The following is a 12469-nucleotide window of genomic DNA, read 5'->3' on the forward strand; positions in this document are numbered from 1 at the left end:
CTGTGTGATATATTAAAGCCCGTGGGCTTCCATATCGAGGGAATCCACGGGCTTTGTTGCGCTTTTTTTACAGCGCCCTTCTCCGAAATATCAACAATAGGGGAGATCTTATTTACTTTTCCTTCTTAGCCATGACCACAGCCGCACCGCTCAGAAGTGCAAGAGCGAATGCTCCACCTGCAACACCGGTCGATGGGTTTGTGTTTGAAGCGTTTGAAGCTGCCTTTGAGCTGCTGTCTGACTTGCTGTCAGTTGCCTTGCTGTCGGAAGATGAGCTGTCGGAAGCAGAACTGCTCGTATCTGACGAAGCATCAGAACTGCTTACGCTGTCAGGCTGTGAAGAAGCAGGTGCTTTCTTTACAAGGTTTGCCACAGCGTCATTTATAGCCTTTACCATAGCGTCCACGTCAGCCTGCTCTGTGATGTTCTTTGTTCTGTCGATAGCGGCAAGAGCCTTTTCAACTTCTGAGAAGTCCTCATAATCGTCTTTGTTGAGAGCCTTTGCGGCTTTCTCTGCCTTGTCAAGCTCTGTGTAGTCTGCTGACTTGTAAACAAGTGCCTCAACAGCGTCGTTTATATCTTTCGCCATTTTGTCAACATCTGACTGCTGTGTAAGGTTTTTAGTTCTGTCGATAGCTTCAAGTGCCTTTTCTACGGCTGTAAAGTCCACATAGTTGTCCTTATTAAGAGCCTTTGCAGTTTCTTCTGCCTTGTCAAGCTCTGTATAATCTGCCTTTGCATACTCAAATACAGCCGAACTGTCTCTATGAACTGCGAATGGTTTTTCACATTCATCAGTATGGAATGTACCGCCCTTTATCTCGCACTTTTCGCAATCGTTAAGGAAAATTCCTACGTCACCACCGAGTGTGATATCTCCTCCCGAGATAAGACCGTTCTTTATATTGTCTGTACCAAGATAAATATCCGCAAGCTTGGCATTGATATCTACCTTTCCGTCCTTTATAATCAAGCCTGTCTTAGGCTCAGGGGCACCTATACCAACTACTAATATTCCTGCTCTTCCTGCATTGATATTCACATCTCCGCCGTATATCTCAACAGAGCCGTTTGCATACAAACCGTCATTCCAGCCACCATCGGCAACTTCACTTGTGTCAATATTAAGAGTTGCGTCCATTACCTTTATGGAATAAAGTGTTATGACAGCACCGCCCTTTGCGTTGACAGTTCCTGACTCAAAAGTAACATTAGGCTGATCCATTACTGGAAGGTTGCCTGTTTCTTCAAGATTAAGCGCACTGTCCTTAGTCTTTCCACTTAGTACTACACCGGTATCTTTTGCGCTTCCTTTTCTCGAAATAACTGTAGTGCCTGAGGTCATCTTGTTATCTCCTGAGAAAACTATATTAGTAACTTTTTCTCCGTCAACAATGACACAAGACTTTTTCGCCGTCGAAAAATCAACATTGTCAAGTGTAAGAGTAGAAGTTGCTGCGTCCCAGCTCCAGCCCTCGTCTTCATTTTTCTGATCGTTCTGAAATCCTGCCACTGTAAGGTCAAGAGTTGTAGTTCTCTGCTGATTTGCCGCAAAAACATTTATTGCAGGCAAAGATGCCATACATATGACCGTTGCGAGCATTGTGCTAAAAATTCTTGTCTTTTTCATATTTATCCTCCCGAAATATAAGACTTCATATCATATTTGCATTGCGTTATAAAACCGCCCTGCTTATAATTATGATAGCAGAGCGGTAATAATTTTTCAACTATTTTGACACAAGCGGTCAAAAATCAGCACAAGCGGTATTCATTTAAACAAATAATGTATAAAAGTCCCACTTAATTGCTTTATATATCTATTTAATGGATATATTACTTTTTCTTCTTAGCCATGACCACAGCCGCACCGCTCAGAAGTGCAAGAGCGAATGCTCCGCCTGCAACACCGGTCGATGGGTTTGTGTTTGAAGCGTTTGAAGCTGCCTTCGAGCTGCTGTCTGACTTGCTGTCAGAAGATGAACTGTCAGAAGCGGAACTGCTAGTATCTGACGAAGCATCAGAACTGCTTACGCTGTCAGGTTGTGAAGAAGCAGGTGTTTTCTTTACAAGGTTTGCCACAGCGTCATTTATAGCCTTTACCATAGCGTCCACATCAGCCTGCTCTGTGATGTTCTTTGTTCTGTCGATAGCGGCAAGAGCCTTTTCGACTTCTGAGAAGTCCTCATAATCGTCTTTGTTGAGAGCCTTTGCGGCTTCCTCTGCCTTGTCAAGCTCTGTATAGTCTGCTGACTTGTAAACAAGTGCTTCAACGGCATCGTTTATGTCTTTCGTCATTTTGTCAACATCTGACTGCTGTGCAAGATCTCTATACCCTCTTAAAGCCTCAACTGCACTGTACAAGTTTGCAACGCTTTCATCTGTGTAGATAGAAAGGTCGGCAGGAATATTACCCAGCACTTCATAAACATCGCTGTAGTCAGCAGGCTCAGCACCGCAGGCAGGAGTATCGTTATTACGCTTAGTCCATACGTTTGATGAGCCGTTGAGCACATTTAAAAAGCTGTCTGTTTTCATATCGTCAATAGTAAGAGAAGCTGCTGATTCCGTATTTTTTGCTGTATTTTGTATGTTGTAGTAGCAATTTTGAATCGTACTTCTATTCATCGTATCTTGCATTGCAAAAGCATAAGCGGAAGAAGAAATATCAGATACAAGACCTGTTGCATAGCAATTCTTTACAGTGCCATAATAGTTATTGCTTGCAGCGTCAGTACCCATGAATGACGCACCAACAAAACTATTGCTTACATCACCCTTTGCATAGCAGTTGCTGATGTTAAGACCTGAGATGTTTCCAACAAAGCCGCCTGCATATTCTGCACCTGTTATATTGCCTGTGGCATAGCAATTTTCTATCAAAGTTTCATCAGTTGTCACTCCATTACCTATTCCAACGAAGCCGCCTACTGCAATGCCACGTCCGTTTCCTGTTACCTCAACAGAAACGTCTGCACCGCAATATTTAGCAGATGAGCCTTTTGCGAGCGTACCAACAAAGCCACCAACATTGCCCTTTTTTGTTGATTCCTCTATCTTTCCGGAAACACGGCTGTGGCTCACTGTTGTACCTCCGTCCTGAATGCCTACTAATCCGCCTATGCTGTTAAGAGCAACATAGCTGCCGTCAGAGCCTGCTTTCATGTCAAGACCGATAACAGTACAATTTACTATATCGCCCATAGAATAACCTACAAGCGCACCTCCCATGCGGAAGCCATATCCACTGCTGTGATTTCCGCCAACATAGTTTATAGAAACATTTTCAAGAACTACGTCCTCGATAGTGCCGCTGGTCGCACCGAACAAGCCGCATACATCGCCACTGTATGGCGATGTTTCTGTTCCAATGGTAAGATTTTTGATAGTATAACCATTTCCGTCAAAGTTGCCAGAGAAAACAAAATATTCATGACCACCCATAATAAGATCCGCCACAGTTTCTCCTACTGGAGTCCACTCTTTTCCACCGAGGTCGATATCCTCTGTAAGCTCAAAGTATGTGTCTGCATATTTTTCACCATATTCCTCTGCGTTCACTCTTTTCGCAAAATACGCAAGCTGTGAGCCAGTAGCTATTTGATAAGGGTCATCTTTTGTGCCTTTTCCTCCTGCAAAAGACTCCGCTACAGAGCCGTCCCAGACCTCTGTACCATCAGCAAAAACAGAAACAGGCACTAAGCTTGCCGCAAGACCCATCGTCACCAAAAGACTTAAAATCTTCTTTTTCATTCTAATTCCTCCATTATATTTTTCGGGGTTGATATTTCTTTTTTACTCAGAACATAAATTTTTCACGATTATTTTAACACAACCCACACACTTGTCAACAAGTTTGACACAAGCCGTCAAAAATCTGCACAAGCGGTATTCATTTAAACAAATAATGTATGAAAGTCCCACTTAATTGCTTTGTATATCCATTTAATGGATATATTACTTGTTCTTCTTAGCCATGACCACAGCCGCACCGCTCAGAAGTGCAAGAGCGAATGCTCCGCCAGCAACGCCTGTTGACGGGTTTGTATTTGAAGCGTTTGAAGCCGCCTTTGAGCTGCTGTCTGACTTGCTGTCAGTTGACTTGCTGTCAGAAGCGGAACTGTCAGGCTGTGAAGAAGCAGGTGCTTTCTTTACAAGGTTTGCCACAGCGTCATTTATAGCCTTTACCATAGCGTCAACATCAGCCTGCTCTGTGATGTTCTTTGTTCTGTCGATAGCGGCAAGAGCCTTTTCGACTTCTGAGAAGTCCTCATAATCGTCCTTGTTGAGAGCCCTTGCGGCTTCCTCTGCCTTGTCAAGCTCTGTGTAGTCTGCTGACTTGTATGCAAGTTCAAAAGCCTGTGTATGTGTTGCGATATCTGCTGAAATAGTTATTTCCTTGCTGAGAGGCTCGCAATCGTCAGCAGTTACCTCTACATTGTAAGTGCCTGCTGTAAGCATTGCAGTATTGCTTGTTATCTCTTTTCCGTCTACCTTTATTACAACATTTTTCAGGTCAGCAGGTGTTACGTCAAAGTCAACTGCATACTCCTTAGTTGGCAGGACAGGCGTTTTTCCCTCAACATACTGATACTTTGCACCGTCGGCTGTCAGCTCATCATAAAATTCTTTTGTTGTCATATAGTCATATGATTTAGCCTTGCCTGCTTCTTTATTTGAACCGCAAGCTTCAACATTTTCTGTTTCTGTGAAATAGTTGTTTTTAAAGTCAGTTGTAGACGAGGAATCCTTCCCCACTATTCCGCCGAAACGTGTATATGGCTTTTTGGCTGAGTACTGTGAAAGGTCAATTTCTCCTGCAAAATAGCAATCACTTACAGAACCGCCGGCTACTGAACCAACAATACCGCCTACATCTGTGGTTCCGTTGCCAACCGGCGTGAGTTTTCCTGTAACATAGCTGTTTATAACCTTGGAATCGCCATACAAACGTCCTACGATACCGCCGGCGTCTGGTGCAGCATATACCATATCGCCTGTGCTTGAACAATAGCGGACTTCCGTTCCAATCTGCGCATATCCAACTATACCGCCGACATAAACACTTTCGTTGTCGCCTGAGATAGTTATGTCTGCTGTGTTCTCACAATATTCAAAAGTTGTGCCGTATGCCTGACCTACCATGCCTATGAAGCCATAAACATATTTGCCGTTATTGTTGAACGATACGTTTGACACACAATCAGAAATAGTACAATCACCTGCAAATCCTGCAATAGTGCCATAAACAGTATATTCGTTATCAGTATTTGTCACATCCAGATTTCCCTCTATAGTCAGACCTGATACCTCTGCTTCCTCAATATCGCCAAAGAAACCGACCAACACGTCTTTACCATAAATAGACGTAAAATCAATGTTTGAAATAGTATGACCGTTTCCGTAGAATTTGCCGCTGAAATAATGTTCAAGTTCGCCTTTTTCATTGAAAACACTTCCGATAGGCGTCCATACAACACCTGTCAAGTCAAGGTCATTTTCAAGAACAACAACTGCGTCCTTATTCTTGTCATAATCTCCGTTGTTTACCGCTTTTGAAAACGCCAACAGGTCGTCAACAGTTTTTATTACCGTCTTATTATCGTCTGCAAATGCCGTTGTCGGCACAAACAAAAGACAGCCCGTCACCAAAAGACTTAAAATTTTCTTTTTCATTCTAATTCCTCCATAATATTTTTCTGGGTTGATATTTCTTTTTTACTCAGAACATAATTTTACACGATTATTTTAACATAGCCTACACACTTTGTCAATAGATTTGGCACAAACGGTCAAAAATCTGCACAAGCGGTAACAAAATAAATGAATAATGCTTGAATTTTGCTTTGATGTGTGTTATTATATATTAAGAAATCATGTATAAGAAAGGATTTTTACAGTATGAGAGTGGCATTGGTAGACGATAATAAAAACGACCTTGCACTTCTTCATGAATATATTTCCGAACAAACCGCTCACAGCTGTCAGATAGATACGTTTTCAAGCGGAGAAAGCTTTTTATCATGTTGGCAGATGGGAGCTTATGATCTGGTGGTGCTTGATATATTCATGGGGAAAATGACAGGGATAGAGGTCGCAGAAAAGCTTCGTGAAACAGACAAAAGTGTCCATATCGCATTCGGCACTTCAAGCAACGAGTTTGCAAGCGAAAGCTACGAACTCAACGCCTGCTACTATCTTTGCAAACCCTTTCAGGCTGACAAAGTAAAAGCCATGCTTGACCGGATCGGTTCTGATGAAATTGATCGTATGCGTTCCGTTAAGCTTCCCGATGGTCAGAACGTGATACTCAGAAATGTTATCTACATAGACTGTGCGTCACATATCGTGACAATCCATTGCACAGACGGCGAAAACATAGTTTCAAGAAATTCTTTCGCTGAGATCGAGAGCATTTTTTGCAGTCATTCATACTTTTACACCTCCACCAAAGGCGTCATCGTGAATTTCTATGAGATAGCCCAGCAAAAAAGCGACCTTTTCATAATGAGCGACGGCACACATATCCCCATAAGCCGCCGAAAATCCAGAGAAACACTAGACGCCTTCGCTCAGTTTCACTTCAGTGATCTGCGAAAAGGCGGTGAGCAGTAATGCCTCCTTTATACCGCCTTGTGGAAGTGGGCATATATTCCCTTCTGAATTTTCTGCCACTTATGGTGCTTGCCCTTTATCCCTTCCGGCATAGGCTTCGCTTTTCCAAAACAGCTACCGTGGGACTTGTTGTGGCTCTTTCACTGGTGCAGATCTTCTTAGGTTGGCAGGCGGCATTTTTCAGCACAAATGCAGGTCTGCTAAGTGCAGTCAGCACCCTGCTCTATGCGGCTTTTTACTTTTTCGCTGTGAAGGTAAAGGTCGGCAAAACAGGCTTCACACTGCTTCTGCTTTCAAATAACGCAAGCTTTATCGTCATTACCTCAAAATGTCTGGAGGGCATTCTGTTCCCGTCACTTGCCTATGAATCATACCGCTGGTCGTTTTCCCTTTGTATGCTTATGACAGAAGCCGTGGTATGGGGACCGCTCTTTATCTACATGAAAAAGGTCTACACGCCTGCGGTGGAAAGAGAGCCGTCAGGTCTGGAGTGGCGCTATCTTTGGCTTATCCCATTTACGTTCTATATAATATGGTACTATACGCTCTACGGCAACTCTACGAAAAGCAGCTTAGAGCTTGCTCTGGAGCCAAAGAACACCATAGCTCTGTTCTTTATAAACGCAGGGGCGTTTCTGGTGTATTACATCGTAGCACGGCTGGTCATCGAACAGCAGAAAAATCTGCGGCTTCAGGAAAATAACCACCTGCTTGAAATGCAGAACCTGCAATATGACTATTTGCAGGATAAGATAAAAGAAACAAGACGCTATAAGCATGATGTCAGACATCATATCGCTCTTATGCAGGAGCTTCTGAAAAAGGGCGAATATGATAAGCTTTCGGAATATCTCAATTCTTTCAGGGATTCTATGCCCGATATATCAGAACGCATTTACTGCAAAAACACATCTGTAAGCGCACTTCTTGCATATTTTGCTCAAATAGCGGAAAGCAGCGGCATTGAATACAAGGTGAGCGCTGACATACCAGATGATATAAAAATAGACATAACCGACCTCTCTGTGCTTTTCGGAAATCTTATCGAAAACGCCATTCACGGCTGCGTGTCTGACAGTGCAAAGAATAAAAAAATAATAATCAGAGCAAAGGCTGACAGCTATTCCCTCTGCCTGGCGGTGGACAACACCTTCACCGGAACTATCCTCACCGACCCAGAAGGCGGTTTCCTTTCCTCAAAACGCAAAGGCAAAGGGATCGGCACAGAGTCTGTCAAGAACATTGCCGCCAAATACAATGGCGTAGCTAAATTTGAATACGGTGACGGAATGTTTTACGCTTCCGTAATGCTGAACATATGAAAAAGGCGGAAAGCTCGCAAAGAGCCTCCGCTTTTTCTATTATATATAGTATATCCGTTTTGCTGTTCTTAATTGTCGCTTATATCACACACTGCCACGCTTGTAACAGGGTCAATGTCAGAGATGTCAACGCCGTATTGATATGGGTTGAGTTCAAAAGTCTCGCTGTCCGTCTGAGCCTGCATTCTTTTATATGTTTCATCAAGCTGTTCGTCAGTGAGGTCAAAGCCGAACCACCATGTTCTGCCGTTTATTGTCGCTGATACGATTCGGTTTCTGTCTGTATTTGAAAGATACATAAGTGGCTTTTCACCCAGAGCGTTGCAAAGCTCGTTGTATGTCATGCCCACATAGATATTCTTTGTGATGTATGCACCATTGTAAAGCTCCACCCTTGTGACAGGCAGGCTTTCGTCAACATAGCCCTTGCCTGTTTCGGTATTCAAAGCCGCCCTGCCGAAGTGATACTGCGGAAAAGCCGAGCACTGATACATAGAATCATAGCCGTTTTGAACGAATGTTGGATAAACAAACTCATAGTTGTTGTCTGCCATTTTGAGCATATCCCCCACTGTATTTGAAAACAGCTCCTCGCCTGGGTTGTCTGCACTTGGGAGGACAGCGCTTGTATTTTCGCCTTGCGTATCTGTAACAGGAGTATCGGTTTGCACAGGTGCAGGTGCAGTTGTCACGGCGGTGTCTGTTACCTTTTCAGGCTCGCTTGACGGCTCAGATATGCTGTCTGTTTCAGCTTTTGACGAACTGATTTCAGGTATCTTCTCTGATGAAGCGTCTGCCATACTGCTGTCAGAAAGGTCAAGGCTATCATCATTTAAGCTGTCTGAAACACTGCTGTCATCGTGAACGCCGAAGCCGTTGTTGTTCACTCCACGGAGAGCCAATGGTATGCTCACTGCCACCACCACAGCCGCCGCAGTTCCCACTATCTTTATAGCAGCGGAAGAGGTTTTCAACGCTGTAACAGGTGAAGCCGCTGTCATTGCATACTTTTTCGGCAGAGCCGCTCTCATCATTGCGCTCATAGGCACAGCCGCAAATGCGCCGCCCTCAAAGATACGCTCTATCTCTTTCTTTATCTTTGCCCTCGCCTTAAAAAGCTTCTGCTTGGCGGCATTCTCGCTTATCTCCAAAATCTCGGACACTTTTTTCAGCGGCATGCCGTCATAATAATAAAGTATCACCGCCGACCTCTGCTCAGGCTTCAGCCCCTCTATGACCTTTTTCAGACAGCGTTTAAGCTCCTTGCTGTCGGCATAATCCTCAGGGAGCATAACAGTATCGTCAGCATGGATATCCTCGCTGAGGTTTTCGTCATCAAGGCTTATGTTATCCTCTCTGCCCTTTTGTCTGAAATACATTCTGCACTTGTTGAAAGCGATAGAGTGAAGCCACGTTTCATAATGCTCAGGCTCTTTCAGCGACCCTATCCCCTCCATTGAAGCCAAAAAGCTGTCCTCGGTGATATCCTCTGCGGTATGCTTATCCCCAACGTTTTTCAGCACGAAGAAATAAAGCTTCTCGTGGAACTCTTTGTACAGCTTCTCAAAAGCTGTCTTTTCACCATTTTGAGCCTTTTCTACAACGGCTCTCAATTCATTCTTGTTCATTCACATATCCCTCCAAGACAAGTATGCGTATCAACCTTTTCATCTGCGCCTCTGCCTCATCGTCTGTCTGACGAGTTTCCTCGTTCATGGACCTTAGGACAAAGGCGATGACATCTCCAAGCTTTGCATTTTCCATTTTTATCTCCGTTTCATGCTCTCTCGTTTTTGCCCTTTCATATACTTAGTTGCAGTTATCCCGATATGGTTATCATAGCATCACACTTTTGTATATCTGCACAAAAACACACCCCACAGCCTATGAAAAATGCACAACCTTATGACGCATACTGTCTTAATACTCATTATACTATATTTATGTATATTAAGCAACTATTTTTCAAAACTTGCCATAATAGATAATTCACATATCATTTATAAAATGTTTCTTGTATCTCTTGTGCAATATGCTATAATCTAGTTGAAAATATGGAAAGAATTCCGTATAAAGTTAATAAATCAAACAAATCGGAGGTAATTCATTATGATGGGAAGACTCAGAGCAATGCGTGAGCCGCTCAAATATGTTCAGGGCAGAGATGCTACACTTAAGTTTCATGAAGAAATGGGCTATATGGGCAAAAGGTGGCTGTTTGTATGTTCAAACAGTGGCTACAAAGCCTGTCATGACAAGATAGAGAAAAGCTTTGGCGAGCTTGACGATTACAGACGCTATGAAGTATTTGGCGGTATATCAAGCAAGGGCGAGATAGCCAAAATGGAAGAGATAGTAAAGGCTGACAACATCGACACAGTAGTTGCAGTTGGCGGCGGAAGCGCAGTTGATACTGCAAAAGCTACAGCATACTATACGGGCAAGCACATTGTTATCGTGCCTACAGTTGCTGCAACAGATGCACCATGCACAGGTCTGTCAGTAATATACAATGATGACCACAGCTTTGACAAATATCTTTTCTATCCTACCAATCCAGACGCAGTAATGGTAGACACAACAGTTATCGCAAACGCACCTGTAAAGTTCCTTATTGCAGGCATGGGCGATGCACTTGGTACATATTTTGAGGGCAGAGCTTCCATAAGAACAGAGTCCGCAAGCCTTGAAGGCACAGGCATCACAAGAGCAGGACAGGCACTTGCAAGACTTTGCTATGACACGCTGAAAACATACGGCAAGCAGGCAGTTGAGGCTTGCAAGGTACACGCAGTTACACCTGCCCTTGAAGCTATCTGCGAGGCTAACGTATATCTTTCAGGTGTTGGAGCAGACAACGTAAACTGTGCGGCTGCACACTCGTTCTACAATGGCGTAACATCATTGGGAATCAAGCACGCAGACCACGGCTGTTGTGTAGCTCTTGGTACACTGGTTCAGCTTGTACTTGAGGGTGCGCCAAAGGAAGAGTTTGAAGAGGTACAGAACTTCTGCCTTGAAGTGGGACTTCCTGTCACACTCGAGGAGATCGGTGTAACTACACCTGAGCAGGTAGAAACTATCGCAAAGAACGCTTGTATTCCAGGCGAAACTATCCACAATCTTGCAGGCGACGTACAGCCTATCGAGCTTTATGACGCTATCATGCAGGCAGACGCAATGGGCAAGATAGCATTGAACAAATAAGGGATAGTGTTAATTTAAAATGATATTGCCACCCACAGCTGATTGGCTGTGGGTGGTTTTTTTGTGCGAAAAAGAACAGAGAAACCCGATCAATGGGTTTCTCTGCCTCTTTTTGCTGTATTAAATCATAATATCTTAGTAAAGTATATCTTCCTGCGAAGCTCAGTTGTCTGCAACGTCCATAAGCTCAACAGCAATATCGTCCGGCTTATCGTCCTCTATGAAAGCTCCTGTAAAATCAATACAAACATTCTCGCTTTTACCAAAACGAGCCATTGTCAGCAGATCGGTGACAGTCGAGCGTGTGACATGAGCGCCTGTGAAATCCATCACCACATTTGCAGAATTATCCTCGCTGTTTTTGCTGTTGATCTCATCACGAAGCTGGTCAAAATTCGTATCCTCAAGGTCTGCATAAGCTGAAAACTCTTTTGGCGCATAAAGCGTTGCAACAGCGTGCATTGCAATGAATACAAACCTGAAATCTTCGCAATCAAAGGAGCTGAAAGGTATCTCAAAAAGCCTCAGCATACCCTCATCGGTCTTTTTGCATAAAACAGGCTTATATCTGTTCTGAGCCAGATCGTAGGTGTATCTGTCTTCGTAAGCTTCATCGGTTAAGCTGCCGTCTGGCATAGGCACGATCTCAAAGCGAGAAGTTTCATTGCACGTATTGCAATAGCCTCCGACTATCACAAATCTGAAAACATAGTCGGTATTTTTCTCAAGTTTTTTGTCACAGCATATCTGCGTCCAGTCCCAATTCCAGTTTCCAATAGAATAGGCAATAACGTTTTCGCCGTCCTTATCGGTCACAAAATATTTAGCTATAACATTGTTTTCGCAGGACTTATCAGCCTTAAAATCTCTAGGATCAAAATCTATTACTTTACCCATATTGTTTACCTCCGTAACATCCACGGTCGGCTTATGAGTATCTAATATTCTTATAGTACATTTTTCACAGTCGCTTGCATACTCTGCCCGACCGTTCTTAACAAGCCCCTTAGCCCTTTTGGGATAGGTAGCTCCGATTCGTTTTCCGTTTATGTCTGTAACAATAACGTTTTTTTCTATGGGTATCTCCCCCTTGCACAGCAACATCAAATTAGCGCCTGCATTATACAGGCTTGCGTTTAGCTCCGACGCTGTTATTTTCTATGGGTGTCGTCCCCGGTCTTTGCTTAGGATAAGTTTAACAGACGTCCAGCCTTTTGTCAAGACTATATGCACCTTTTCGACATTACATACTGTAGTGCTACAATAGATATTGGACAAAATTAAGAAAAAAGAAAAGAGAGATAGGCAAAAATCTGATAAAATAA

At 43.4% G+C, this 12469-nt stretch carries 9 protein-coding genes; 3 read left to right on the forward strand and 6 right to left on the reverse strand.

What is annotated here, in order from left to right; translation table 11 throughout:
• Positions 1-112: 112 nt before the first annotated feature.
• The 3 genes from AB5123_RS12630 to AB5123_RS12640 form a co-directional block, all read right to left on the reverse strand.
• The gene (locus AB5123_RS12630) at positions 113-1630 is read right to left on the reverse strand and encodes an NPXTG-anchored protein (protein WP_347503499.1); all 1518 of its coding nucleotides are present in this window, start codon (positions 1628-1630) and stop codon (positions 113-115) included.
• A 206-nt stretch (positions 1631-1836) separates the two neighbouring features.
• Complete coding sequence (locus tag AB5123_RS12635; RefSeq protein WP_368364900.1) at positions 1837-3753, reverse strand: GLUG motif-containing protein; 1917 nt, start codon at positions 3751-3753, stop codon at positions 1837-1839.
• Between the two features lie 204 nt (positions 3754-3957).
• Entirely contained in the window at positions 3958-5676 is a 1719-nt protein-coding gene (locus tag AB5123_RS12640) for a GLUG motif-containing protein (protein ID WP_368364901.1), read from the reverse strand.
• A 225-nt stretch (positions 5677-5901) separates the two neighbouring features.
• Between AB5123_RS12640 and AB5123_RS12645 the strand changes: the two genes are divergently transcribed.
• A complete protein-coding gene (locus tag AB5123_RS12645) occupies positions 5902-6615 on the forward strand; it encodes a LytTR family DNA-binding domain-containing protein (RefSeq protein WP_337812508.1) in 714 nt (237 codons plus the stop codon).
• Positions 6615-7937, forward strand: coding sequence for a sensor histidine kinase (locus AB5123_RS12650; protein ID WP_041337486.1), 1323 nt, complete (start codon positions 6615-6617; stop codon positions 7935-7937). The genes AB5123_RS12645 and AB5123_RS12650 overlap by 1 nt, the downstream gene beginning before the upstream one ends.
• A gap of 68 nt (positions 7938-8005) precedes the next feature.
• On the opposite strand, the gene AB5123_RS12655 is transcribed toward AB5123_RS12650, so the two are convergent.
• Positions 8006-9565: an RNA polymerase sigma factor gene (locus AB5123_RS12655; RefSeq protein ID WP_117878268.1), complete on the reverse strand. Its 1560-nt coding sequence runs from the start codon at positions 9563-9565 to the stop codon at positions 8006-8008.
• Complete coding sequence (locus AB5123_RS12660) at positions 9552-9701, reverse strand: hypothetical protein (RefSeq protein ID WP_278460006.1); 150 nt, start codon at positions 9699-9701, stop codon at positions 9552-9554. Before AB5123_RS12660 ends, AB5123_RS12655 begins: the two co-directional genes overlap by 14 nt.
• Positions 9702-10046: 345 nt before the next feature.
• Here AB5123_RS12660 and AB5123_RS12665 point away from each other — a divergent pair, with 345 nt between their 5' ends.
• Positions 10047-11144 (forward strand): glycerol dehydrogenase, encoded by a 1098-nt coding sequence (locus tag AB5123_RS12665; RefSeq protein ID WP_333632148.1) that lies wholly within the window; start codon positions 10047-10049, stop codon positions 11142-11144.
• A 162-nt stretch (positions 11145-11306) separates the two neighbouring features.
• On the opposite strand, the gene AB5123_RS12670 is transcribed toward AB5123_RS12665, so the two are convergent.
• Entirely contained in the window at positions 11307-12248 is a 942-nt protein-coding gene (locus tag AB5123_RS12670; RefSeq protein WP_368364902.1) for a hypothetical protein, read from the reverse strand.
• Positions 12249-12469: the final 221 nt, after the last annotated feature.

The organism is Ruminococcus sp. RTP21204st1_B2_RTP21204_210225 (genome assembly GCF_040914135.1).
In the GTDB taxonomy this organism is placed as follows: Bacteria; Bacillota; Clostridia; order Oscillospirales; family Ruminococcaceae; genus Hominimerdicola; species Hominimerdicola aceti.

What these genes read in the sequence shown, in the direction of transcription:
- AB5123_RS12645 (WP_337812508.1), top strand. Translation starts at nt 5,902, where the DNA reads ATGAGAGTGGCATTGGTAGACGATAATAAAAACGACCTTGCACTTCTT.
- AB5123_RS12665 (WP_333632148.1), top strand. Translation starts at nt 10,047, where the DNA reads ATGATGGGAAGACTCAGAGCAATGCGTGAGCCGCTCAAATATGTTCAG.
- AB5123_RS12635 (WP_368364900.1), bottom strand. Translation starts at nt 3,753, where the DNA reads ATGAAAAAGAAGATTTTAAGTCTTTTGGTGACGATGGGTCTTGCGGCA.
- AB5123_RS12650 (WP_041337486.1), top strand. Translation starts at nt 6,615, where the DNA reads ATGCCTCCTTTATACCGCCTTGTGGAAGTGGGCATATATTCCCTTCTG.
- AB5123_RS12630 (WP_347503499.1), bottom strand. Translation starts at nt 1,630, where the DNA reads ATGAAAAAGACAAGAATTTTTAGCACAATGCTCGCAACGGTCATATGT.
- AB5123_RS12670 (WP_368364902.1), bottom strand. Translation starts at nt 12,248, where the DNA reads ATGTTGCTGTGCAAGGGGGAGATACCCATAGAAAAAAACGTTATTGTT.
- AB5123_RS12655 (WP_117878268.1), bottom strand. Translation starts at nt 9,565, where the DNA reads ATGAACAAGAATGAATTGAGAGCCGTTGTAGAAAAGGCTCAAAATGGT.
- AB5123_RS12640 (WP_368364901.1), bottom strand. Translation starts at nt 5,676, where the DNA reads ATGAAAAAGAAAATTTTAAGTCTTTTGGTGACGGGCTGTCTTTTGTTT.
- AB5123_RS12660 (WP_278460006.1), bottom strand. Translation starts at nt 9,701, where the DNA reads ATGGAAAATGCAAAGCTTGGAGATGTCATCGCCTTTGTCCTAAGGTCC.